General features: G+C 66.9%; 24 protein-coding genes and 3 pseudogenes. 17 read left to right on the top strand and 10 right to left on the bottom strand.

The features are described 5' to 3' along the window. Positions 1–72 precede the first annotated feature (72 nt). Together glmS and G6N47_RS02630 are read left to right on the top strand one after the other, a co-directional pair. Positions 73–1,938, top strand: a complete 1,866-nt coding sequence (glmS, locus tag G6N47_RS02635; RefSeq protein WP_083130073.1) for a glutamine--fructose-6-phosphate transaminase (isomerizing) — start codon at positions 73–75, stop codon at positions 1,936–1,938. An 85-nt stretch (positions 1,939–2,023) separates the two neighbouring features. Further along, on the top strand, positions 2,024–2,656 hold the full coding sequence (locus G6N47_RS02630) for a rhomboid-like protein (RefSeq protein ID WP_083130072.1): 633 nt from the start codon (positions 2,024–2,026) through the stop codon (positions 2,654–2,656). On the opposite strand, the gene G6N47_RS02625 is transcribed toward G6N47_RS02630, so the two are convergent. Together G6N47_RS02625 and G6N47_RS02620 are read right to left on the bottom strand one after the other, a co-directional pair. After that, on the bottom strand, positions 2,637–3,374 hold the full coding sequence (locus G6N47_RS02625) for an SDR family NAD(P)-dependent oxidoreductase (RefSeq protein WP_083130071.1): 738 nt from the start codon (positions 3,372–3,374) through the stop codon (positions 2,637–2,639). The two genes, G6N47_RS02630 and G6N47_RS02625, sit on opposite strands and share 20 nt — an antisense overlap. Beyond that, complete coding sequence (locus G6N47_RS02620; RefSeq protein WP_083130070.1) at positions 3,371–5,308, bottom strand: flavin-containing monooxygenase; 1,938 nt, start codon at positions 5,306–5,308, stop codon at positions 3,371–3,373. Before G6N47_RS02620 ends, G6N47_RS02625 begins: the two co-directional genes overlap by 4 nt. 109 nt (positions 5,309–5,417) lie before the next feature. Between G6N47_RS02620 and G6N47_RS02615 the strand changes: the two genes are divergently transcribed. From G6N47_RS02615 to G6N47_RS02605, 3 genes are read left to right on the top strand one after another with little or no spacing between them, the layout of a single operon-like run. After that, positions 5,418–5,771, top strand: coding sequence for a type II toxin-antitoxin system Phd/YefM family antitoxin (locus G6N47_RS02615; RefSeq protein WP_083130069.1), 354 nt, complete (start codon positions 5,418–5,420; stop codon positions 5,769–5,771). Continuing rightward, positions 5,768–6,151 (top strand): type II toxin-antitoxin system VapC family toxin, encoded by a 384-nt coding sequence (locus G6N47_RS02610; RefSeq protein ID WP_083130068.1) that lies wholly within the window; start codon positions 5,768–5,770, stop codon positions 6,149–6,151. Before G6N47_RS02615 ends, G6N47_RS02610 begins: the two co-directional genes overlap by 4 nt. After that, complete coding sequence (locus G6N47_RS02605; RefSeq protein WP_372517495.1) at positions 6,148–6,777, top strand: rhomboid-like protein; 630 nt, start codon at positions 6,148–6,150, stop codon at positions 6,775–6,777. The genes G6N47_RS02610 and G6N47_RS02605 overlap by 4 nt, the downstream gene beginning before the upstream one ends. On the opposite strand, the gene G6N47_RS02600 is transcribed toward G6N47_RS02605, so the two are convergent. Continuing rightward, positions 6,753–7,679 (bottom strand): class I SAM-dependent methyltransferase, encoded by a 927-nt coding sequence (locus G6N47_RS02600; RefSeq protein WP_083130066.1) that lies wholly within the window; start codon positions 7,677–7,679, stop codon positions 6,753–6,755. The genes G6N47_RS02605 and G6N47_RS02600 overlap by 25 nt on opposite strands. Positions 7,680–7,788: 109 nt before the next feature. Here G6N47_RS02600 and G6N47_RS02595 point away from each other — a divergent pair, with 109 nt between their 5' ends. The 8 genes and pseudogenes from G6N47_RS02595 (at position 7,789) to tsaD (ending at position 15,477) form a co-directional block, all read left to right on the top strand. Next, on the top strand, positions 7,789–9,204 hold the full coding sequence (locus tag G6N47_RS02595) for an NAD(P)H-hydrate dehydratase (RefSeq protein WP_083130065.1): 1,416 nt from the start codon (positions 7,789–7,791) through the stop codon (positions 9,202–9,204). A 5-nt stretch (positions 9,205–9,209) separates the two neighbouring features. Next, a complete protein-coding gene (locus G6N47_RS02590) occupies positions 9,210–10,595 on the top strand; it encodes a glutamate decarboxylase (protein ID WP_139799318.1) in 1,386 nt (461 codons plus the stop codon). Between the two features lie 48 nt (positions 10,596–10,643). Then, positions 10,644–11,801, top strand: a complete 1,158-nt coding sequence (alr, locus tag G6N47_RS02585; protein ID WP_139799317.1) for an alanine racemase — start codon at positions 10,644–10,646, stop codon at positions 11,799–11,801. After that, on the top strand, positions 11,798–12,898 hold the full coding sequence (locus G6N47_RS02580; RefSeq protein ID WP_083130063.1) for an alpha/beta fold hydrolase: 1,101 nt from the start codon (positions 11,798–11,800) through the stop codon (positions 12,896–12,898). The genes alr and G6N47_RS02580 overlap by 4 nt, the downstream gene beginning before the upstream one ends. 19 nt (positions 12,899–12,917) lie before the next feature. Continuing rightward, positions 12,918–13,409, top strand: coding sequence for a tRNA (adenosine(37)-N6)-threonylcarbamoyltransferase complex ATPase subunit type 1 TsaE (tsaE, locus tag G6N47_RS02575; protein ID WP_139799372.1), 492 nt, complete (start codon positions 12,918–12,920; stop codon positions 13,407–13,409). After that, positions 13,385–14,017: pseudogene (tsaB, locus tag G6N47_RS29520) on the top strand (tRNA (adenosine(37)-N6)-threonylcarbamoyltransferase complex dimerization subunit type 1 TsaB); the annotation flags it as partial. The gene tsaE and the pseudogene tsaB, both read left to right, overlap by 25 nt. 9 nt (positions 14,018–14,026) lie before the next feature. After that, the gene (gene rimI, locus G6N47_RS29515) at positions 14,027–14,458 is read left to right on the top strand and encodes a ribosomal protein S18-alanine N-acetyltransferase (RefSeq protein ID WP_372517514.1); all 432 of its coding nucleotides are present in this window, start codon (positions 14,027–14,029) and stop codon (positions 14,456–14,458) included. Next, the gene (tsaD, locus tag G6N47_RS02565; RefSeq protein WP_083130062.1) at positions 14,455–15,477 is read left to right on the top strand and encodes a tRNA (adenosine(37)-N6)-threonylcarbamoyltransferase complex transferase subunit TsaD; all 1,023 of its coding nucleotides are present in this window, start codon (positions 14,455–14,457) and stop codon (positions 15,475–15,477) included. The genes rimI and tsaD overlap by 4 nt, the downstream gene beginning before the upstream one ends. Here the strand turns inward: tsaD and G6N47_RS02560 are convergent. Next, entirely contained in the window at positions 15,474–16,097 is a 624-nt protein-coding gene (locus G6N47_RS02560; protein WP_083130061.1) for a C39 family peptidase, read from the bottom strand. The two genes, tsaD and G6N47_RS02560, sit on opposite strands and share 4 nt — an antisense overlap. Positions 16,098–16,380: 283 nt before the next feature. On the opposite strand from G6N47_RS02560, the gene groES reads away from it, so the two are divergent. From groES to G6N47_RS29505, 4 genes and pseudogenes are all read left to right on the top strand, one after another. Further along, a complete protein-coding gene (groES, locus tag G6N47_RS02555; RefSeq protein ID WP_045384501.1) occupies positions 16,381–16,683 on the top strand; it encodes a co-chaperone GroES in 303 nt (100 codons plus the stop codon). Positions 16,684–16,767: 84 nt separating this feature from the next. Beyond that, positions 16,768–18,384 carry a chaperonin GroEL gene (gene groL, locus G6N47_RS02550; RefSeq protein WP_083130060.1) on the top strand — a complete coding sequence of 539 codons (1,617 nt, stop codon included), beginning with the start codon at positions 16,768–16,770 and terminating at the stop codon, positions 18,382–18,384. Positions 18,385–18,502: 118 nt separating this feature from the next. Continuing rightward, positions 18,503–18,574: pseudogene (locus tag G6N47_RS29510) on the top strand (hypothetical protein); the annotation flags it as partial. Positions 18,575–18,739: 165 nt separating this feature from the next. Further along, the gene (locus G6N47_RS29505) at positions 18,740–18,949 is read left to right on the top strand and encodes a hypothetical protein (protein ID WP_232080298.1); all 210 of its coding nucleotides are present in this window, start codon (positions 18,740–18,742) and stop codon (positions 18,947–18,949) included. Between the two features lie 62 nt (positions 18,950–19,011). Here G6N47_RS29505 and G6N47_RS02540 read toward each other — a convergent pair whose 3' ends face one another. From G6N47_RS02540 to G6N47_RS02515, 6 genes and pseudogenes are all read right to left on the bottom strand, one after another. Further along, complete coding sequence (locus tag G6N47_RS02540; RefSeq protein ID WP_083130058.1) at positions 19,012–19,473, bottom strand: DUF6941 family protein; 462 nt, start codon at positions 19,471–19,473, stop codon at positions 19,012–19,014. 328 nt (positions 19,474–19,801) lie between these two features. Beyond that, positions 19,802–20,209 (bottom strand): hypothetical protein, encoded by a 408-nt coding sequence (locus G6N47_RS02535; protein ID WP_139799316.1) that lies wholly within the window; start codon positions 20,207–20,209, stop codon positions 19,802–19,804. Positions 20,210–20,303: 94 nt separating this feature from the next. Beyond that, positions 20,304–20,667: pseudogene (locus tag G6N47_RS30140) on the bottom strand (superoxide dismutase family protein); the annotation flags it as partial. A gap of 116 nt (positions 20,668–20,783) precedes the next feature. Further along, positions 20,784–21,545, bottom strand: a complete 762-nt coding sequence (locus G6N47_RS02525) for an SDR family oxidoreductase (RefSeq protein WP_083130057.1) — start codon at positions 21,543–21,545, stop codon at positions 20,784–20,786. 19 nt (positions 21,546–21,564) lie between these two features. Next, complete coding sequence (locus tag G6N47_RS02520) at positions 21,565–22,215, bottom strand: DUF1345 domain-containing protein (protein ID WP_083130056.1); 651 nt, start codon at positions 22,213–22,215, stop codon at positions 21,565–21,567. 48 nt (positions 22,216–22,263) lie between these two features. Continuing rightward, positions 22,264–22,578, bottom strand: a complete 315-nt coding sequence (locus tag G6N47_RS02515; protein ID WP_139799315.1) for a DUF732 domain-containing protein — start codon at positions 22,576–22,578, stop codon at positions 22,264–22,266. Positions 22,579–22,636 lie beyond the last annotated feature (58 nt).

The raw sequence follows: 22,636 nt of genomic DNA, 5'->3' as shown, positions 1-22,636 counted from the left end.
TGTACTGGCATGTATGCCATTGATCAGCGCGTTTAGCACCCGCGGGGGCCGCCTGCACTACCCTGGTCAGCTATGTGCGGAATCGTCGGCTATGTCGGGCAGCGGTCTGCCTGCGAGGTGGTCGTCGAGGCGCTGCGCCGGATGGAGTACCGAGGCTACGACTCGGCAGGCATCGCGCTGCTCGACGGCGCCGGCAAGCTCACCGTCCGCCGGCGCGCCGGCCGCCTGGCCAACCTCGAGCAGGCGCTCGAGGAGGCCGACCCGGCCGCGCTGGCCGGTGGCACCGGCCTCGGCCACACCCGGTGGGCCACCCACGGCCGGCCCACCGACCGCAACGCCCATCCGCACCGCGACGCGGCCGGCAAGATCGCCGTCGTCCACAACGGCATCATCGAGAACTTCGCGATCCTGCGCCGAGAGCTGGAGGCCGCCGGAGTGGAGTTCGCCAGCGACACCGACACCGAGGTCGCCGTGCACCTGGTGTCGCAGGCCTATCGCCACGGCGAGACCGCCGGCGATTTCGTCGGCTCGGTGTTGTCCGTGCTGCGCCGGCTGGAGGGCCACTTCACCCTGGTCTTCGCCAACGCCGACGAGCCCGGCACCATCGTGGCTGCCCGCCGCTCCACACCGCTGGTGGTCGGGATCGGCGACGGCGAGATGTTCATCGGCTCCGACGTGGCCGCGTTCATCCCGCACACCCGCGACGCCGTCGAACTGGGTCAGGACCAGGCGGTGGTGATCACCGCCGACAGTTACCGGATCACCGACTTTCACGGCAACCCCGACGTCGAATACCGCGAGTTTCATATCGACTGGGACCTGGCCGCCGCCGAGAAGGGCGGCTACGAGTACTTCATGCTCAAGGAGATCGCCGAGCAACCCGCCGCAGTGTCCGACACGCTGCTCGGGCATTTCGTCGACGGCCGGATCGTGCTCGACGAGCAGCGGCTCTCCGACCAGGAGCTGCGCGAGGTCGACAAGGTCTTCGTGGTGGCCTGCGGCACCGCCTATCACTCCGGGCTGCTGGCCAAATACGCGATCGAGCACTGGACCCGGCTGCCGGTCGAGGTCGAGTTGGCCAGCGAATTCCGTTACCGCGACCCGGTTTTGGACCGCAGCACGCTCGTCGTAGCCATCTCGCAGTCCGGTGAGACCGCCGATACCCTCGAAGCGGTCCGGCACGCCAAAGAGCAGAAGGCCAAGGTGCTGGCGATCTGTAACACCAACGGCTCCCAGATCCCGCGCGAGTGCGACGCGGTGCTCTACACCCGCGCCGGGCCGGAGATCGGGGTGGCGTCCACCAAGACGTTCCTGGCGCAGATCGCCGCCAATTACCTTGTCGGACTGGCACTTGCGCAGGCTCGCGGCACCAAATACCCGGACGAGGTCGAACGCGAGTACCGGGAGCTGGAATCCATGCCGGACCTGGTGGCCCGGGTGCTCACCGGCATCAAGCCGGTAGCCGATCTGGCCTACCGGTTCGCGCAGTCGCAGACAGTGCTGTTTTTGGGCCGCCATGTCGGCTATCCGGTGGCGCTGGAAGGCGCGCTGAAACTCAAGGAACTTGCCTACATGCACGCCGAGGGTTTCGCCGCCGGCGAGCTCAAGCACGGGCCTATTGCACTGATCGAAGACGACTTGCCGGTCATCGTGGTGATGCCGTCGCCGAAGAACTCCGCGACCCTGCACGCCAAGCTGCTGTCGAACATCCGCGAGATCCAGACCCGCGGGGCGATCACCATCGTGATCGCCGAGGAGGGCGACGACACAGTGCGGCCCTACGCGGATCACCTGATCGAAATCCCCGCGGTGTCAACGCTTTTCCAGCCGCTGTTGTCGACCATCCCGCTGCAGGTGTTCGCCGCGTCGGTGGCGCAGGCCCGCGGGTACGACGTCGACAAACCACGCAACCTGGCCAAGTCCGTCACGGTCGAATAATTCTCGCGTCGAAACTGTAACCACTGCGGAGTTTCTCGGCGTGTCGTGTACGTGGTTACAGTGTCGGCGACACGATGGTGTAGGCATGCGACGTCTGAAACTCTGGCTGGCAGCTGCGTGGCGGTGGGTCAGCACGGCACCGCTGACCTACGCATGGCTGACCGTACTGCTGGTCACCACGATCATCCAGCACCAGCTGAGCAGGCGAGAGCTGCACACGGTGCTGGTGCACGGCTCCACCAACCTCTACCACTTGGCCCGCGATCCGTTGGAGGTGCTCTTCGCGAGCCTGTTCTGGATCGACGGCCGCTACTGGACGCCGTACCTGGTGCTGTTCACGCTGTTTCTCGCGCCCGCTGAACGCTGGCTTGGCCAATTGCGATGGCTCACTGTGGGATTGACCGCACACATCGGCGCGACCTATATCAGCGAGGGCTTGCTCTACCTGGCGATCCAGCATCACCTGGAGCCGGAGAAGCTGGTGCATGCCCGCGACATCGGCGTCAGCTACTTCATGGTCGGGGTGATGGCGGTGCTGGCCTACCACATCGCGAAGCCGTGGCGATGGGGCTATCTCGCGATACTGATCCTGGTCTTCACCGTCCCGCTGATCATCCATGTGAACTTCACCGCGATCGGGCATCTCGCATCGATCCTCATCGGGCTGTGCTTCTACCCGATGGCCCGGTCAGCACAACTCAAGGATGCCGGCAGGTGACGCCGCCGTCGACGACGAGGTGGGTACCGGTGATGAACGACGCCCGCGGCGACATCAAAAACGCCACCGCGGCAGCGACCTCGCCCGGCTCGCCAATTCGGCCCAGCGGCGCGGCCTGCACGAAACCGGCGCGGACCTCTTCGACGTCGAGCGCCACTTGCAGCATCGGCGTGTGGATGAACCCAGGGCACACCGCGTTGACCCGGATACCGGCCGGGCCGAGCTGCGCGGCCATCGACCGGGTCAGCCCGAGCAGACCGGCCTTCGACGCGCAGTAGGCCGGAATGAACGGGTTCGCGGACAACCCTTCGATGCTCGAGATGCCCACCACAGCGGGTGAAAGTCCTTCGCGCGCAGAGCGTTCCAGGTGTGACAACAGCAGCTGCACCAGCATCGCCTGGGCTCGCAGGTTCACGTCGACGACGGCGTCCCACGACTCGCCGGTGTAGGCGCCGATCGGCTCGGCCAGCACTCGGCCCGCGGCGTGCACCAGGCCGTCGATCCCGTCTAGCGCGGTGTCGGCGGCCGAAACCGCCTCGGCCAGCGCGGAATCGTCGCAGACGTCGACAACGGCGCCCGGCATCCCCATGCCGTCGGCGACTTCCCGTACCGCCGGGGCGATGTCCCACAGCGCAACCCGCCGGCCGTCGGCAACCAGCGCCTCCGCGCAGGCCCGGCCGATGCCCGACGCGGCACCGGTTACCACTACTCCACTCACGCTGATCCTTTCCGGATGACGAACTGGGACCAGTCGGGTTCTCGCACCGCCGACCAGTATTCGTTGAGCCGCCACGGGCTGACGGTGTGGATCTCCCCGTCGGCGTTCTTGAAGTAGGAGTGCTTGACCGCCGGGTGCGACCACACCATGTTCTTGATCTCGGTCTGGGTGCGTTGATGCCACTCGCGGGCCGCTTCGGCGGTCGGTTCGACGGAATGCAGGTTCGCCTCAACCAGTTTCGCCAGGCAGGTGTTGATGTAGCGCATCTGCAGCTCAGAGTTGAAGATCAGGCTTCCGCCGTGCGCAAGGTGGGCGCCCGGCCCGTAGATGAGAAAGAAGTTCGGGAATCCGGGGACGGTGATGCCCAGATAGGCGTATGGGCGCTGCCCCCAGATGCTGTGCAGGTCGATCCCGTCGCGCCCGGTGATCGTCATCGGCCACAGCACATCGGTGTGCCGAAAACCGGTGGCGTACACGATGATATCCACGTCGTGGCTGACGCCGTCGGTGGTGACGACGCCGCTGGGAGTGATCCGCTGGATGGGCGTGCGCACCAACTCGACGTTGTCGCGGCGCAGTGTGCGCAGCCAGGTGCCGTTGTCCTGCAGGGTCCGTTTGCCGGTGGCCGGATAGTCCGGCAGCACCTTGGCCAACAAATCGGAGTCTCCGTCAACCTGATTGGTGATCCAATCGGTGAACATCAGCCGGGCGGCGGCGTTGATCTCGCTGACCGCGTAGTCCTGGTCGGGGTAGGCGGGATCGACCCGTGCGGCGTCGAGGCCTTTGTCGGCGCCGGGCCACAACACCAGGAACCGGTACCAGCGGCCGTAGAACGGCAGATGGTCCATCGCCCAGCGCACTCCGTCGCCGACCGACTCGTGATACATCGGGTTGGGGAACATCCACTGCGCGGTGCGCTGGAAGACGGTCAGCTGCGCCACATCGTCGGCGATCGCCGGCGCGATCTGAAAGCCGCTGGCGCCGGCGCCGATCAGCGCAACCCGCTTGCCGGTCAGGTCGACGGAGTGGTCCCAGGCCGCGGAGTGAAACGACGGCCCCCGGAATGTGTCGGCGCCGTCGAAGTCGGGGACGTACGGACGGTTGAGTTGGCCGACCGCGGTGATGACCGCGCGTGCCCGCATCGTGGTGGTCTGGCCGTCGGATGTGCGGGCGGCCACCGTCCAGGTGCCTTCGTCGTCGTCCCACGTCGCGGTGGTGACCTCCGTCTGCCATCGGATGTGTTCGCCCAGAGCGTGTTTGTCGATCAGCCCAGTGAAATACGCCTGCAGCTCGGGCTGTTCGGCGAAGAAGTGCGTCCAGTTGTTGCTGGGCTCGAAGCTGTAGCAGTAGAAGTGGTTGGCGACGTCGACGCGTGCACCCGGATAGTTGTTCTCCCACCAGGTTCCACCGGGACCGGCGTTCTTCTCTACGATGGTGAACGGAATGTTGGCTTGCTTCAAGCGGATTCCGGCCAGGATGCCTGATTCGCCGCAACCAATCACGATGACGGGCGACGCTGCAGTGCGGTCGGGGTCCAGCGGCGCGGGTCGGCGCGGATCAACCCCTTCGAGGTCCATCTCTTCGAGCAGCAGCGCGACGTAGTCGTCGGGCACCGGTTCGCAGACGGCCCAGTCCATCATTTCCTTGACGAGTTCGCGAGGCAGCGCCGCGGGCTCGGGGCAGCCGCGGTCGCGGTAGTCGGTGATCACCGGCAGTGCCGCTTGCCGGGCGCGGGCTTTGTCCTCCTCGGACATGAAGCCCTGCACTTCGTTGAGGAAGATCCCGGCCGGCTTGAACTCGCGGATGAACCGCGGGTCGCCGGTGATGTGCACGCACGAGAGCAGCAGCGTGGGGATGCTGACCTGTTCCAGCGCCGCGGCGATGTCGGCCGTCGAGGTGGTGAAGGGCTGGCCGGCGTAGCGGCTGCGGGTCAAGAGCTCTCCTTCCCGTGGGTTGCCTAATTACGCTACTGGCAGTTGCGTTATTGATCAAGGGCGTATCCTCATGTAGGTACACGTAGGCACAACCCAGGCTGGGTGTGGAATGACGACGGTTTCGGTCCGCGAATTTTCCTACAATCCGAGCGCCATGTTCGCTCGGGCGGAGAGGGGCGAGACGATCGAAATCACCCGTCACGGCAAGGTCATCGCCAGGCTGGTTCCTGCCGAGCAAAAGAAGCGGAGCCGGATCGAGGAGCTAGAAGCCTCGGGCGCACTGCGACGGTCCGGAAAGACGCTTGCCGATCTGGATACGTTCACACATTTCACGTTGCCCGAAGGGGCTCCGGATCCACTTCGGCTTCTGCTTGAGGAGCGTTATACCGAAAGCGATTGGGAGCGTGAGCTCAGGGAAGAACTGGAAGCCAAGCGCAACACGAACGACGACACCAAACCGTGATCTACCTCGACGCGTCGGCGCTGGTGACGTATGTGCTTGAACGGCCGAACGTTGCCGAACTGCGCGCGTTTCTCGCGGCTCGTCCTGAGCTTTGTGGGGCCACCAGCACGGTGGGGTTCGTCGAGACTGTACGCAATTGCGATCGCGCGGGTGACTTCCCAGGTTTGATGACCCAGCTTCTTCGCGATTACGACGAGCTTCAGTTGACCTCCGAGATCCGTGACCGGGCAGCGGTCTTGCCGGGCGGACTGAAGACGCTGGACGCGATCCATGTAGCAACCGCCGAGACACTTGGCGACGAGTTAGTCGCCTTTGTCACCTACGACCGACGGCTGGCCAATGTCGCCCGCTCGCAAGGGCTTCCGGTCGTATCGCCGTGAAAGCGTGGCCGGCCACCGCGTGGCGGTTCGTGCGCAGCGCGCCGCTGACCTACCTGTGGCTGGCGGTATTGCTGATCACCACGATCGTGCAACACCAACTCAGCCGTCACGAGTTGCATACGGTGCTCGTTCACCGCTCCACCAACATCGCGCACCTGAGCACCGACCCGCTCTACGTGCTGTTCACCAGTCTGTTCTGGGTCGACGGCGGGGACTGGCTGACGTGCCTGGTCCTGTTCACACTGTTTCTCGCGCCGGCCGAGCGGTGGCTGGGCCAATTGCGCTGGCTCACAGTCGGTCTCATCGCGCACATCGTCGCCACCTATATCAGCGAAGGGTTGCTGTATCTCGCGATCCAGCAGCACCTGGAACCCGAGAAGATGGTGCACGTGCGAGATGTCGGCGTCAGCTACTTCATGGTCGGTGTGATGGCGGTGCTCACCTATCGCATTGCACCGCCGTGGCGATGGGTCTACTTGGCGGCGTTGATCGCCTACTACGGCATCGGTCTGGTGACCGATCCGAATTTCACTGCAATCGGGCATTTCTCGGCGATCTTCATCGGACTGTGCTTCTACCCGATGGCCCGCGGGGCCACTCGTCAGCTCCGCACAGCCGTGACGTAGCCCAGCGAGCCGAACATTGCCGCGTCGTTGTCGTCGTCCGGCTCGATCGAAAGCCCGTGAGCGGCAAATAGATCGGTAGCATCGGTGACGCTGGCCGCCCAGCCGTGGCCGTTGAGGTAGTCGACCACGTCGCTGCGGTCGCCCTCGTACCACAGGTCCGTCATGTCGACGTCGAGGCCGTGTGTGCGCCAGCGTTCGACGACCTCCCGCATCCGCTCGGCCATCATCGGCACGGACCGGGCGGCGTCCGGCAGGTTCTCGGTGGCCAGCCGGCTTCCCGCGGCGCTGAGCGCAGTGATGTTGTCCAGCAGCCGGTCCTGGGCTTCGGGCGGCAGGAACGGCAGCAGGCCTTCCGCACTCCAGGCGGTCGGTTCGGTGGGGTCCAGGCCGGAGCCGCGCAGTGCGGTCGGCCAATCGTGGCGCAGGTCGACAGCCACCGAGCGACGGTCGGCGGTGGGCGTGGCGCCCAGCTCGGCCAGTGTTCCGGTCTTGAACTCGATGACCCGAGGCTGATCGATTTCGTAGACGACGGTGCCGGCCGGCCAGGGCAGCCGGTAGGCGCGGGAGTCGAGTCCCGACGCCAGGATCACGGCCTGACGGATCCCGCGGCTGGCCGCCTCGAGGAAGAAGTCGTCGAAAAAGCGTGTGCGAACGGCCATCATGTCGCGCATCCGCTGCATGCCGAACTCGCCGTTGTCGTCGACCTCGGCCGGACTGAGCTCGCCGCTGGCCAACCGGGTGAAAAAGTCCACGCCCACCGCGCGGACCAACGGCTCGGCGAACGGGTCGTTGATCAGCGGGCTGGCACCCCGGCTGGCCAGCGCTCGCCCTACCGCGACGCCGGTCGCGGTGGCCCCCACGCTGCTCGCCAGATCCCAGGTGTCGTCCTCGGTTCGCGGCATATCGGCCCTCCCATAGTCGATAGTTAGCTCACTTAATCGAGCGTACTCGGCAGCCCGGCCACGTAATCTTGGTGACGCGCGGGGCTGGACGAGGAGGGTATGCAAGCGAATGCGGCATTACTACTCGGCTGAGACCATCCGCGAGGTCGAGGCGCCGCTGCTCGCCAGCCTGCCCGACGGCGCGCTGATGCGGCGCGCGGCCTTCGGCCTGGCCACCGAGATCGTTCGCGAGTTGACCGCCCGCACCGGCGGGGTGGCCGGGCGGCGGGTGTGCGCGGTCGTCGGCTCCGGCGACAACGGCGGCGACGCGCTGTGGGCGGCGACGTTCCTGCGGCGTCGCGGCTCCGCGTGCGACGCGATCTTGCTCAACCCGGAGCGCGCCCACCGCAAGGGGTTGGCCGCGTTCCGCAGATCCGGGGGCCGCATCGTCGAAAGCGTTTCGGCCGCGACCGATCTGGTGATCGATGGCGTCGTGGGCATCTCCGGTTCCGGGCCGCTGCGGCCGGCGGCTGCCGAGGTGTTCGCCGAAGTCGGTGACATCCCGGTGGTCGCCGTCGACATTCCCAGCGGCATCGACGTCGACACCGGCGCGATCACCGGGCCGGCCGTGCACGCCGCGCTGACCGTCACCTTCGGCGGGCTCAAGCCCGTGCATGCGCTCGCCGACTGCGGCCGGGTCAGGCTGATCGACATCGGCCTGGACCTGCCCGACACCGACCTGTTGAGTTTCGAGGCGGCCGACGCCAAGGCGCGCTGGCCGGTGCCGGGACCCAACGACGACAAGTACACCCAGGGCGTGACGGGCATCCTGGCGGGGTCGTCGACCTATCCGGGGGCGGCCGTGTTGTGCACCGGGGCCGCGGTCGCGGCGACGTCGGGCATGGTCCGCTACGTCGGCAGCGCACTGGACCAGGTGCTCTCGCACTGGCCGGAGGTCGTCGCCGCGCCCACTCCCGCCGCGTCCGGGCGGGTGCAGTCCTGGGTCGTCGGGCCGGGATTGGGCACCGAAGAGGCCGGCGCCGCGGCGTTGTGGTTCGCGCTGGACACCGACCTTCCGGTGATCGTCGACGCCGACGGCCTGACCATCCTGGCCGCGCACCCCGAGTTGGTCGCCAACCGGGAGGCGCCGACCGTGCTGACGCCGCACGCCGGCGAATTCGCCCGGCTCGCCGGCGCCCCACCGGGCGACGACCGCATCGGCGCCACCCGCAAGCTCGCCGACGCGTTCGGCGCCACAGTGCTGCTCAAGGGCAACGTGACCGTCATCGCCGAGCCGGACGGCCCGGTGTACCTCAACCCGGCCGGACAATCCTGGGCGGCCACCGCCGGCTCGGGCGACGTGCTCTCCGGGATGATCGGCGCGCTGTTGGCCGCCGGGCTGCCCGCACCCGAGGCGGCCGCCGCGGCGGCGTTCGTGCACGCCCGCGCGGCGGCGCTGTCGGCCGGTGATCCCGGTCCCGGTGACGCGCCCACGTCGGCGTCGCGCATCATCGGCCACATCCGAACCGCTCTCGCGGGCCTATAGGAAGGATCCCCATGCCGCACCCCTCCGTCCCGGCGCATTCGATCGCGCCGGCCTACACCAACCGGCTGTTCACCGCGCCGGTGCCGGCGCTGCGGATGCCCGACGAGTCGATGGATCCGGAGGCTGCCTACCGATTCATCCACGACGAGCTGATGCTCGACGGCAGCTCCCGGCTGAACCTGGCCACCTTCGTGACGACCTGGATGGATCCCGAGGCCGGCAAGCTGATGTCCGAGACGTTCGACAAGAACATGATCGACAAGGACGAATACCCGGCGACCGCGGCCATCGAGCAGCGCTGCGTGTGCATGGTGGCCGACCTGTTCCACGCCGAGGGCCTCAAAGACGACGACCCGTCCAGCGCGATCGGCGTGTCGACGATCGGCTCGTCGGAGGCGGTGATGCTCGGCGGGCTGGCGCTGAAGTGGCGCTGGCGCCAGCGGGTCGGCAAGGGCTGGGAGAAGCGCACCCCGAACCTGGTGATGGGCTCCAACGTGCAGGTGGTCTGGGAGAAGTTCTGCCGCTACTTCGACATCGAGCCCCGCTACCTGCCGATGGAGGAGGGCCGCTACGTCATCACTCCCGAGCAGGTCGTCGACGCCGTCGACGAGAACACCATCGGCGTCGTCGCGATCCTGGGCACCACCTACACGGGCGAGCTCGAGCCGATCGCCCAGATTTGCGCCGCATTGGACCGCCTGGCCGCAGGCGGCGGCGTGGACGTCCCAGTGCATGTCGACGCGGCCAGCGGCGGTTTCGTGGTGCCGTTCCTGCACCCCGACCTGAAGTGGGACTTCCGGCTGCCGCGAGTCGTGTCGATCAATGTCAGCGGACACAAATACGGCCTGACCTATCCCGGCATCGGTTTCGTGGTGTGGCGGTCCGCCGAGCACCTACCCGAGGACTTGGTGTTTCGGGTCAACTACCTCGGCGGCGACATGCCGACGTTCACCCTGAACTTCTCGCGGCCGGGCAACCAGGTCGTCGGCCAGTACTACAACTTCCTGCGCCTGGGTCGGGAGGGCTACACGCAGGTGATGCAGACGCTGTCGGGGACGGCGCGGTGGCTGGCCGGGCGGCTGGCCGCGAGCGAGCACTTCGAGCTGATCTCCGACGGATCGGCCATCCCCGTCGTCGCCTTCCGGCTGACCGGGGACCGCGGCTACACCGAGTTCGACGTCTCCCACGAACTGCGGACCTTCGGCTGGCAGGTGCCGGCCTACACCATGCCGGACAACGCCACCGACGTCTCGGTGCTGCGGATCGTTGTGCGTGAAGGCCTGTCCGCCGACCTGGCCCGGGCCCTGCACGACGACGCCGTCACCGCGATCGGCCATCTGGACAAGCTCAAGCCGGGCGGGCACTTCGACGAACAGCACTTCGCGCACTGAGCCGTTGGCCGGGCTCGCTCGGCAGCCCACATTCGCGGCTCTGGGACAATGGCCGGGATGATAGTGACAACTCCGGGCCTGATCGCCGAAGCGGTCGTCGACCTCGGCGCCATCGCGCACAACGTGCGCGTGCTGCGCGAGCATGCCGGCCCGGCGCAGGTGATGGCCGTCGTCAAGGCCGACGGCTACGGGCACGGGGCCACCCGGGTGGCCCGCGCCGCGCTGGGCGCCGGCGCAGCCGAGCTCGGTGTTGCCACCATCGAGGAAGCGCTGGCGTTGCGCGCCGACGGCATCACCGAGCCGGTGCTGGCCTGGCTGCACCGGCCGGGCACCGACTTCGCGCCCGCGCTGACGGCCGATGTCCAGATCGCTGTGTCGTCGGTACGTCAACTCGACGAACTGCTCGATGCGGTGCGCCGCACCGGCCGAACCGCGACGGTGACGGTCAAGGTCGACACCGGGATGAACCGCAACGGTGTCCGCGCCGCGGAGCACCCGGAGATGCTGGCCGCGTTGCGCCGCGCCCTTGCCGACGACGCCATCCGGCTGCGGGGCGTCATGTCGCATCTGGCTTGCGCCGACGAACCCGAGCATCCCGCCAACGACCTACAGGCGCAACGGTTTCGGGAGGTTTTGGCGCAGGCACGCGAGCATGGCCTGCCCTACGAGGTCGCGCACCTGTCGAATTCACCGTCGGCGCTGACCCGGCCCGACCTTGGCTTCGACATGGTCCGGCCCGGTATCGCGGTCTACGGCCTCAACCCATTCTCCCGACGCGACGACCTGGACCTGGTGCCCGCGATGACAGTGAAAACCGTTGTGGCACTGGTTCGCTCGGTCAGCGCCGGCGAGGGCGTGTCCTACGGGCACACCTGGATCGCCGCGCGCGACACCAACCTGGCGCTGCTGCCAATCGGCTACGCCGACGGAGTGTTCCGGGCGCTCGGCGGACGTCTCGACGTGTTGATCAACGGCCGGTTGCGCCGCGGCGTCGGGCGGATCTGCATGGATCAGTTCGTCGTCGACCTAGGCTCGGGGCAGCCCGACGTCGCCGAGGGCGACGAAGTGATCCTGTTCGGCCCCGGCACCCAGGGCGAACCTACCGCGCAGGACTGGGCCGACATGCTCGACACCATCCACTACGAAGTCGTGACCAGCCCGCGCGGTCGCATCACCAGGACCTACCGCGAGGCCGAAAACCGTTGAGCGGTGATGACGGGCGCAAGGGTCGATGGTTGGCGGGTGCCGCCGGGCTGAGCGCGGTGGGGACTATCGCCGCGGTGTCGGTCGCCCGGCAGGTGACTCGCCGGGCCGTCGTCGACGACCCCTATGTCAACGAGAACTTCGAGGCGATCGACGGCGACCGCAGCTACGTGGTGACCACACCCGACGGCGTGCCGCTGGCGGTGCGCGAGGTCGGGCCGGTCGATGCGCCACTGACGGTTGTGTTCGCCCACGGATTCTGTCTTCGCATGGGCGCCTTCCACTTTCAGCGGATGCGACTCTGCGACCAGTGGGGCCCGCGGGTCCGGATGATCTTCTACGACCAACGCGGGCACGGGCGCTCCGGGGAAGCGCCGCCGGAGACCTACACGATCGCTCAGCTGGGCAAGGACCTGGAGACGGTGCTGCAGGTGATCGCGCCGCGCGGACCGATCGTGCTGGTCGGTCATTCGATGGGCGGCATGACGGTGTTGTCGCATGCCCGGCAATACCCGCAGCACTACGGCAGCCGCATTGTCGGTGCGGCGCTGATTTCGTCTGCCGCCGAAGGGGTTGCGAAATCGCCGCTGGGCGAGATCCTGCAGAACCCGGCGCTGGATGCCATCCGGTTCACCGCACGGTCGGCGCCCAAACTGGTCCACCGCGGCCGCCATGTGGCGCGGTCACTGATCGGGCCGATTCTGCGGGCGGCCTCCTACGGCGACTTCAACGTCAGCCCCAGCGTGGTGGCGTTTTCGCAGAAGATGATGCACGGCACGCCCGTTGCCACCATGGTCGAGTTTCTGCACGCCCTGGAAACGCACGACGAGACCGCGGCGCTGTCCACATTGGCCCGGATTCCGACGCTGATCGTCTGCGGCGATCACGACCTGCTCACGCCCGACGAATACTCGCGCAGGATGGCCAGCGCGCTGCCGAACTGCGAGCTGATCATCGTCGGGCGGGCGGGTCATCTTGTGCTGCTGGGCAAGCCGGACCCGATCAACGAGGGCTTGGTGCGGCTGGTGAAGCGAGCCACCCCGGGCCGGCTCGCCGCGGCGAGTCAGCGCTGGCGTGAGCGGGTCCTTCGCCGTGCCTGAGTCCGGTGGTGGCGACCCGCTGCGCCCGGCTTCGCCGCGCTTGCGATCGCCACAGCAAGGCACGGCGACGCTCGAGCGTGTCGAGGACACGCTGGCGCTCGGATCACAGTTGGGCGCGCAGCTGCGCGCCGGCGACGTGGTGGTGCTGTCCGGTCCGCTCGGCGCGGGAAAGACCGTGCTGGCCAAGGGAATCGCCGCGGCGATGGACGTCGACGGGCCGGTCACCTCGCCGACGTTCGTGCTGGCCCGGGTGCATCCGCCGCGGCGTTCCGGCGCACCCGCGATGATCCACGTCGACATGTACCGGCTGCTGGACCACAGCGGCACCGACCTGCTCGGCGAGCTGGATTCGCTCGACTTGGACACCGACCTCGAGGACGCCGTCGTGGTGGTCGAGTGGGGCGAGGGTCTGGCCGAACGGCTTTCCGAGCGTCACCTCGACGTGCGCCTCGAGCGGGTCACCAACTCCGACGTGCGGATCGCGACGTGGCGGTGGAGCGGCCGGTGCTGATCCTGGCGATCGACACCGCGACCCCGGCCGTGACGGCTGGTGTCGTGCGCGACGGCGAGGTACTGGCCGAACGGGTCACGGTCGGCGCCCGCGCTCACGCCGAGCGGATCACCCCGAATGTGTTGGCGGCGTTGGCCGATGCCGACCTGACGATGGCCGACCTGGACGCCGTGGTCGTGGGCTGCGGCCCCGGGCCGTTCACCGGGCTGCGGGTGGGTATGGCGACCGCCGCGGCGTACGGGCACGCCCTGGGCATACCCGTGTACGGAGTATGCAGCCTCGACGCCATCGGGGGGCAGACCAAAGGCGAGACCCTGGTTGTCACCGATGCCCGCCGGCGCGAGATCTATTGGGCGCGTTACCGCGACGGGATCCGCGTGGAGGGTCCCGCCGTGAATGCCCCGGCCGACGTCGACCCCGCCGGTGTTCGCGCAGTGGCCGGCTCACCCGAGCACGCGGCGCTGTTCGACCTGCCGCGCTGTTGGCCGACCTACCCGACGCCGAGCGGGCTGGTCGCGGCGGTGCCCGATTGGTCGGGCAGTCCGCCGCCGCTGGTGCCGCTGTACCTGCGTCGTCCCGACGCGAAAGCCCCTGCCGCACAAGTCACGTTCGGCCCGCTGACGCCCGACGACGCGCGGCGGTGTGCCGAGCTGGAGGCATTGCTGTTCCCCGGCGACGATCCCTGGCCGAAGGCCGCGTTCCTGCGCGAACTCGCCGCCAAGCACAACCACTACGTGGCCGCGCGCGCCGGCGACTTGCTGGTGGGTTACGCAGGCATCTCACGGCTGGGCCGCACACCGCCGTTCGAGTACGAGGTGCACACCATCGGCGTCGACCCCGCGTTCCAGGGCCGCGGGATCGGCCGCCGACTGCTGAACCAGCTGCTGGACTTCGCCGACGGCGGCGTCGTGCACCTGGAGGTGCGCACCGACAACGAGGCGGCGATCGCGCTGTACCGCAGCGCCGGATTCACCGACGTCGGCGTGCGGCGACGCTACTACCGGGTCAGCGGCGCCGACGCCTATACGATGCGACGGGAGGCACAGTGATCGTTCTGGCTGTTGAAACATCTTGCGACGAAACCGGTGTCGGCATCGCCCGGCTCGACGACGACGGCGCGGTGAGCCTGCTCGCCGACGAGGTGGCCTCCAGCGTCGACGAACACGTCCGGTTCGGCGGCGTGGTTCCCGAGATCGCCTCGCGGGCACACCTGGAGGCGCTGGGACCGGCCATGCGACGCGCCATGGAAGCCGCCAGGGTTTCGAAACCCGACGTCGTCGCCGCCACCATAGGGCCGGGACTGGCCGGTGCGCTGTTGGTGGGAGTGGCTGCGGCCAAAGCGTATTCGGCCGCCTGGGGTGTGCCGTTCTATGCCGTGAACCACCTCGGCGGACATCTTGCCGCCGACGTCTACGAGCACGGGCCGCTGCCGGAAAGCGTGGCGCTCTTGGTATCCGGCGGCCACACCCACCTGTTGCATGTGCGCTCGCTCGGTGAGCCGATCGTCGAACTGGGCAGCACCGTCGACGACGCCGCCGGCGAGGCTTACGACAAGGTGGCCCGGCTATTGGGGCTCGGCTATCCCGGCGGCAAGGTGCTCGACGACCTGGCCCGCACTGGCGACCGTGACGCAATTGTGTTCCCGCGCGGCATGACCGGCCCGCGCGACGATCCGTACGCGTTCAGCTTCTCCGGGCTCAAGACCGCGGTCGCCCGCCACGTGGAGAGCCATCCCGACGCGTCGACCGCCGACATCGCGGCCGGCTTCCAGGAGGCGGTGGCCGACGTGCTGACGATGAAGGCGGTGCGTGCCGCCAGCGAACTCGGCGTGGACACCTTGCTGATCGCCGGGGGAGTGGCCGCCAACTCTCGGCTGCGGGAGTTGGCCGAAGAACGTTGCGCTGCAGCCGGATTGACCTTGCGGATTCCGCGGCCCCGGCTGTGCACGGACAACGGGGCGATGATCGCCTCGTTCGCCGCGCACCTGGTGGCCGCCGGAGCGCCGCCGTCACCGCTTGACGTGGCCAGCGACCCGGGCCTGCCCGTGGTGAAAGGCCAAGTGCGCTAACGGCCGGTTTGCCGGGTGACGATCAGCAGATTGTTGCCGGTGGCCCAGGCTTGCGTGAACGTGGCCATCGGGATCTGCTCGTCGCGGCCGTTCGGGGTGCCGCTGTCGTTGAGGTGCACGATGTCGGTGCGGGTGTCGACTCCGGTTACGACGACGGCGTGGTCGGCGTTGGTGCGCTGGCCCTTGCCCGGCGGATAGTTCCAGATGGTTTCGGCATTGAGCCCGGCGATCACCTTGTGGCCGCCGGCCAGGTCCTGCTCGAGACCCTCCATGGTGTTGCCGGTGGTGAGGTCGGACTGGATGCCGTACTTCTCCAGCAGGACGACCAGGTCTTCGGGTGCGGTGCCGTCGAATTGGTAGATGCCGCCATGGTGGACTTCGCTCTTGGTGAACGCACCGCGTAACTCGATGCCGACTTGGGTGGGTTCTTTCCCGGTCAGTTGGCCTACTACGTCGGCGACGGCCATTAGGCCGCAGTCTTCCTGATGCTGGTAGCGCCAATAGGGGGCGGCGGCTCCAGGGTCGCCGTACATCTGGCCGTTCGGGTCGGCGTGCGCGACCCCGGCCAGTCCGATGAGGGCTGCGAGCATCAGCGTGGCCAGGCCGGCGAGGCGAGTCATGGCCCCATTATCAGCCCCGTCCGCGAGCGTGCGGGTGCCCCAGTCGCATGCGGGTGAACACCGGATTTGCGCACCATCGCGGCACAGGGGGACTGAAGCACCGGGGGAGCCTTGAGTGCTAGCACTCTCGTGTATAGAGTGCTAGGTGGCAATCGGACAACCCCTGGTGTCGGCACCCGCGACGACGACGCGAGGGCACGGACGAATGCCGAAGCACCTGGTAATTCGGACAGTCCGGGGCGACCGCCCCGGACCTGCTACCAACTAGTGGAGGGCTCCAATCGTGGCGAGCGTGAACATCAAGCCACTCGAGGACAAGATCCTCGTACAGGCCAACGAGGCCGAGACCACGACCGCGTCCGGTCTGGTCATTCCCGACACCGCCAAGGAGAAGCCGCAGGAAGGCACCGTCGTCGCCGTCGGCCCCGGCCGCTGGGACGAGGACGGCGAGAAGCGGATTCCGCTCGACGTCTCCGAGGGCGACACCGTCATCTACAGCAAGTACGGCGGCACCGAGATCAAGTACAACGGCGAGGAGTACCTGATCCTGTCGGCGCGCGACGTGCTGGCCGTCGTCTCCAAGTAACCAAAGGCGTGTTCCGCCCCGGCAATCCCCGCTGTGTACGGGTGATTTCCGGGGCGGACCGCTCTACAGGGACAGGAAAGACTGATGAGCAAGCTGATTGAATACGACGAAACCGCCCGGCGCGCCATGGAATTGGGCGCCGACAAGCTGGCCGACGCGGTGCGGGTCACGCTGGGTCCGCGGGGGCGCCACGTTGTGCTGACCAAGGCTTGGGGCGGACCGATCGTCACCAACGACGGCGTCACCGTGGCCCGCGAGATCGACCTGGAAGACCCGTTCGAGAACCTGGGCGCCCAGCTGGTGAAGTCGGTGGCCACCAAGACCAACGACGTCGCCGGTGACGGCACCACCACCGCGACGGTGCTCGCGCAGGCGCTGATCAAGGGCGGGCTGCGGCTCGTCGCCGCCGGCGCCAACCCGATCGCGTTGGGTTCGGGCATCGGCAAGGCCGCCGACGCGGTGTCCGAGGCCTTGCTGGCCGCGGCGACCCCGGTGGCCGGCAAGACCGGCATCGCTCAGGTGGCCACCGTGTCGTCGCGCGACGAGCAGATCGGCGAGCTGGTCGGCGAGGCGATGACCAAAGTCGGCCACGACGGCGTCGTCAGCGTGGAGGAGTCGTCGACGCTGACCACCGAGCTGGAGTTCAGCGAGGGGATCGGCTTCGACAAGGGCTACCTGTCGGCGTACTTCGTCACCGATTTCGACGCACAGGAGGCGGTGCTCGAGGATGCGCTGATCCTGTTGCACCGCGACAAGATCAGCTCGCTGCCCGACCTGCTGCCGCTGCTGGAGAAGGTCGCCGAGGCGGGTAAGCCGCTGCTGGTGGTCGCCGAGGATGTCGAAGGTGAAGCGCTGGCCACGTTGGTCGTCAACGCGATCCGCAAGACGCTCAAGGCCGTCGCGGTCAAGGCGCCGTACTTCGGTGACCGTCGTAAGGCGTTCCTCGAGGATCTCGCGGTGGTCACCGGCGGCCAGGTGGTCAACCCCGACGTCGGGCTGCTGTTGCGCGAGGTCGGGCTCGACGTGCTGGGCACGGCCCGCCGCGTGGTGGTCACCAAGGACGACACCGTGATCGTCGACGGCGGCGGCACGGCCGAGGCGATCGCCGCGCGGGCCAAGCAACTGCGCTCGGAAATCGAGACCACCGACTCCGACTGGGATCGCGAGAAACTCGAGGAGCGGCTGGCCAAGCTGGCCGGCGGGGTTGCCGTGATCAAGGTCGGCGCCGCCACCGAGACCGCGCTCAAGGAGCGCAAGGAAAGCGTCGAGGACGCCGTGCACGCCGCGAAGGCCGCGGTCGAGGAGGGCATCGTGGCCGGCGGCGGCAGCGCGTTGATCCAGGCCCGCAAGGCACTGACCAACCTGCGCTCGTCACTTTCCGGGGACGAAGCGCTGGGCGTCGACGTGTTCTCCGAGGCGCTCAGCGCGCCGCTGTACTGGATCGCGACCAACGCCGGGCTCGACGGGTCCGTCGTGGTCAGCAAGGTTGCCGAGTTGCCCGCCGGGCACGGGCTGAACGCGGCGACGCTGAGCTACGGGGACCTGGCCGCAGACGGTGTCATCGACCCGGTCAAGGTGACCCGCTCGGCGGTGCTCAACGCCGCGTCGGTGGCTCGCATGGTGCTGACGACCGAGACGGCTGTGGTGGACAAGCCGGAGGAAAAGGCCGAGCACGACCACCACCACGGTCACGCTCACTGATGACTGACGAAGGGGGGTCGGGACCTTCACTGGGTCCCGGCCCCCCGTTCTCTGTTCTCGCCGTGGCAGGGCCAAAAACGGCGCATGTCGTCGGTGGCCAGTTGTACCGTTTGTCGGCGTGACGACGCCATCTCCTTCACCCGGTTGGTACCCCGATCCGTCGGACCCTGGGCGGCAAATCTACTGGAACGGCACCGCTTGGAGCGGACCCCCTCAGCCAGCTTCAGCGCCGAACTTGCCATCGGCAGCGTCTCCGGCGGACGGCTCTAGCAGAGGCAGGACAACTGCTGTTTCAATCGGTGTCGGCGTCCTCGCTGTCGTCGGCCTATTCATGTCGATGCAATCAGTCAGCCTGATGACCGGTTCAGGACCGGTCTGGACCGGGGTTGCCGTCGTGGGCGGTGCCGTAGCTCTCGCGTTCTTCTTGCGCGCCGCGAAAGCAGCCCGCGTTGTCGCCTGCATTCTCCTGGCCATCTCCCTGGCCAACGCCTTCTACATCGAGAACGAGCTGTCGAAAAAGCGAGACGAAATCACGCATACTTTCGACCATCTAGGTTCCGAGTAGGCCAGGAGCATCTCGACTGCGACTAGTTGGGCGATTGACTGCCGCGCAGATGCCAGACGGTCTCAGTCTTTTGCGCCTGTGTCAGGAGCCGTGTCGGGCGGCAAAACGAGGAAATCGCGTATGCCGTGGACCGATTCGCCGTCCTTCTCACGAGTCGCTGTTACATGGATGGCGTACACGCCCGGTTTGGTGAACATGCCCGGACCGAATTGAGCGGCGATAGGCACCAGCACGGGCTCGCCCGCGCGGGACTCGTCTAAGGGATTGCCCTGCGCTTGGACTTCGATCACCACAGGACGCGGTCCCTCCGGAGTTTCCATCGTCACGAGGGCGTCGTTCGCATCCCGCAGTTCCATTCGAATGGCAAGAGTGAACGGGAGGTCGCTCTGCTCCAATTCCACAAATCCAACAACAGCCATGGGGGGAGACGGCGCAGTAATGTGAGTCCAACCCATCCCCAACGCGGAGACCTTGTTGCTGGCGTCTATCTGCGCGGAGTCCGCGAGTAGGACCGTCAGGTTCACGCAAGCCCCTAGCAGTTGCCGACAAGCACTGCAACCCCTTTGGTGGTTCCGCCGGTTGGGACGCTTACTGGCCCCACGGAACGCAGCGCATGGCCAGTGACGGTAGTGACATCGCGAACGAGCACGTCATCCCGCATAGAGTCCCAATCCACGTCAAGAACAACGAGGCATCGGTTGGGGTTTACAGCAGCGACCACAGCATCGGCGCAAACGCCGTCCTCGGGCTCGAAGACAACGACTCGTTCACCAATGACGGGCGTCGGACCTACGTAGGACGTGGGAGTTTGCCCAGCGCGGTTACGCCGGTTTATGTCGATCTGCAGTCGTCTCATCGCTGGTCACCTCCTTTTCTGTAGGTCGGGCATACACGCTTCGCGTCAGCCCAGATTAGCGCTAGGTCGGTAAAGTCGGGCATATCGGATAGGTCACCTTTCCCTACCAGGTAGTGCGCCGCAGGCGGCATATCAGGGATCACGACCCAGCCGCTATGTTCCAGGTCGTCCGCCCAAACTGGCGCGATGTGCCTTCCCCTGAGGGGAACGATCGCACGTAGACGAATGATCGCATCATCGACTGTTTCTGCTGTAGGCACGATAATCCCGCTGGTTGATACGCCATATCGACCGGGCCGCCCCTCATCGAGGTCGTCATCGAAGGTGTCCTGAGCGTTTTTCGTGCATGCGTCTGCGGTGAACGGTGAAAAACGGACGATGAGCAGTCGTCCGTCCTTGGGCATGCAAAAAGTCTAGAGTCGCACCCCGCCAGGTGATTTCGTGATTGCTTGGCGGCACGCCAACTAGGTGGGTGCCGTTGAACGGGCTCCGCACTACTCAGATGGGAGTCGTCAGGGTCGTGCTTGGCGTCGACGTGGTGGTCGGAGTGCTGGTGACCGTGACAATGCTCGCACTCGTGGCCGGCGGTGGGACCGTGGTCGTGGTGCTCGTGGTGACGGTAGTTGGCGCCGAGGTGGACGAGGTCGTCGTGGCGGCCGCCGCGGAAATCACACCGCAGGCTAGCCGTGTTTCTGAGGTCCGCGGCGGTGAACGAGCTAGTTGTTGTGACGAGTTTCGCCGCGCCGTCGGGGCGCACTTGCAATGCGGTCAGGTCTCCGCGGGCGGGATAGCCGCTGTGACCCGGCGCCTGGTACACGCCTCCGGCGGAGTCGAAGTCCTCGACGGCCTCGCATCTGCCCACCTAGTGCGATGTCGCGGTAAGCGCGGCGACCACTAAGGCTGCGCTCTTTTCCATGGGCTCGGCCTACCTTGATTGGCCAATGTCAAACGGTGCTGCTGCTGTGGGCGCTTCGTCATTCACCAGCAGGTATAGCCGCCGTCGATCACGATGTCGGAACCGGTCATGTAGCTCGACGCGTCGCTCGCGAGATAGACGTATATGCCGACGAGTTCTTCGGGCCGGCCCAGGCGTCCGAGCGGGATCTTCGGCTCCCACAACGCTTGGTACTCGGCGATGTACGGCTCCACCAGTTCGGTGAGGATGTAACCCGGGCTGACGCTGTTGACCCGGATGTTGTGGGGCGCGAACTCCACCGCCATCGCCTTGGTCAGGTGGATGACAGCCGCCTTCGAGGCGCAGTAGTGACCGACCTGTTGCGGGGTGTTGACGATGTGACCCGACATCGACGCCGTCGTGATGATGCTGCCGGCGCGCTGCCGGGCAACCATGGACTTGGCCGCGGCCTGGGCGGTGAGAAAGACACCGTTGACGTTGGTGTCCTGGATTTTCTGAAATTCCTCCGGCCGCATATCCAGCAAGCCGTCGAAGTTGATGATCCCTGCGTTGCATACCGCGATGTCGATACCGCCCAATTCGTGGTCGACTCGGTTCAGCATCGCGTCCACCGATTCCGGCTGGGTGACGTCGCAGGTGATGGGTATCGCCGTCCCGCCGCCATCGGCGATGTCTGCCGCCAGTTCCTGTAGTGGCTCGTGATGTCGGGCCGCGATCGCCACCGCAGCCCCGGCTTGCGCGTAGGCCAGCGCGACTCGCTTGCCGATACCACTCGAGGCGCCAGTCACCAGAGCGCTCTTGCCATGCAGCCCAAAGAGATTCATCACGGTCCTTTCCGCTCGATCAGACCTTGGACCCCAATCCCGCGATCAGGTTGATCGTGACCGCCAAGACGACCGCGCCCAAGAGGTAGGACAACAGCGCATGGCGCAACACCGTTGCCCTGATGGACGTCAGTCCGATCTCGGTGTCCGACACCTGAAAGGTCATGCCCACAGTGAAGGCGACATACGCGAAGTCCCGAAAGCGGGGTGGCTCCGGGTCGTGGAAGTTGATGCCGCCCGGCTCGCCCGAGTAGTAGAGCCGGGCGTAGTGCACGGTGAACAGTGTGTGCACGGCAAACCAGGATGCCGCGACGCTCAGGATGCCGAGTATGGCGGCTTCTATGGCCGCGGGCCCTGACCGCGATGCGGCCGCGACCACGTAACCGACCCCGCCGAGGCTCGCGACGCTCGCCGACACGATGAGGGCGTCAGATGCCCATCGGGTGGGATCCTCCCGCGTCGCATATCTGCGGGTTTCATCGGCGTCCATCCCGCCCAGGATGAGCCGCGTCCACACCACATAGACACCGGCGGCAACGACCCAGCCGGACAGCGCGAATCGCCAGCCGACGGCGTTACCCACGAAGAGAGCGACGACAACTCCGAGCAGGGCCGCAACCGCTATCCGCACCGCGACCGTGTCGCGGAACAACACAACGACGGATTTCACAATCCCGACTTAAGCACCAGCAGGCGTCGAAAACCCGCGCTCAGAGCGTTACAGCGTGTCGGGGCACAGGTTGTGTTGTGCGGCCTGGATCAGCATCCGGCCGGTACCGGCGTCGTTGGGGCTCAGCTGTCCGACCAGCTGGTCCGGCGACTCGCCCAGATGCAGTCTGTTGCAAGCCATATAGCCTTGCGCCACCAGCACGCCGTCGGGCATCTGCTGGCCTCCGACAGACCACCCCCCGAAGCCGTTGGATCGGAGTTCGTTGAGGAATCCTTGATCGTCGGCATGCGCCGCCGGCGCGCCGATCAAACCAACGGCGAACCCTGCCGCGGCGATGGCTCCGGCTAGAAGCTGTTTACTCACGGTGATGTCTCCTGCTCGGCCCGACATTGACGCGACCGTAACAGCCGGCTTGCCTTAG

The organism is Mycobacterium branderi, assembly GCF_010728725.1.
Classification (GTDB): domain Bacteria; phylum Actinomycetota; class Actinomycetes; order Mycobacteriales; family Mycobacteriaceae; genus Mycobacterium; species Mycobacterium branderi.
The sequence above is the reverse complement of the archived record's forward strand: the minus strand, read 5'-3'. Positions and strand labels throughout refer to the sequence as shown.

Coding starts and splice junctions, on each gene's coding strand:
- groL (WP_083130060.1), top strand. CDS start 16,768: ATGAGCAAGCTGATTGAATACGACGAAACCGCCCGGCGCGCCATGGAA.
- glmS (WP_083130073.1), top strand. CDS start 73: ATGTGCGGAATCGTCGGCTATGTCGGGCAGCGGTCTGCCTGCGAGGTG.
- G6N47_RS02535 (WP_139799316.1), bottom strand. CDS start 20,209: ATGCCCAAGGACGGACGACTGCTCATCGTCCGTTTTTCACCGTTCACC.
- G6N47_RS02600 (WP_083130066.1), bottom strand. CDS start 7,679: ATGCCGCGAACCGAGGACGACACCTGGGATCTGGCGAGCAGCGTGGGG.
- G6N47_RS02525 (WP_083130057.1), bottom strand. CDS start 21,545: ATGAATCTCTTTGGGCTGCATGGCAAGAGCGCTCTGGTGACTGGCGCC.
- G6N47_RS02630 (WP_083130072.1), top strand. CDS start 2,024: ATGCGACGTCTGAAACTCTGGCTGGCAGCTGCGTGGCGGTGGGTCAGC.
- G6N47_RS02560 (WP_083130061.1), bottom strand. CDS start 16,097: ATGACTCGCCTCGCCGGCCTGGCCACGCTGATGCTCGCAGCCCTCATC.
- G6N47_RS02615 (WP_083130069.1), top strand. CDS start 5,418: ATGACGACGGTTTCGGTCCGCGAATTTTCCTACAATCCGAGCGCCATG.
- G6N47_RS02595 (WP_083130065.1), top strand. CDS start 7,789: ATGCGGCATTACTACTCGGCTGAGACCATCCGCGAGGTCGAGGCGCCG.
- alr (WP_139799317.1), top strand. CDS start 10,644: ATGGCCGGGATGATAGTGACAACTCCGGGCCTGATCGCCGAAGCGGTC.
- G6N47_RS29505 (WP_232080298.1), top strand. CDS start 18,740: ATGACCGGTTCAGGACCGGTCTGGACCGGGGTTGCCGTCGTGGGCGGT.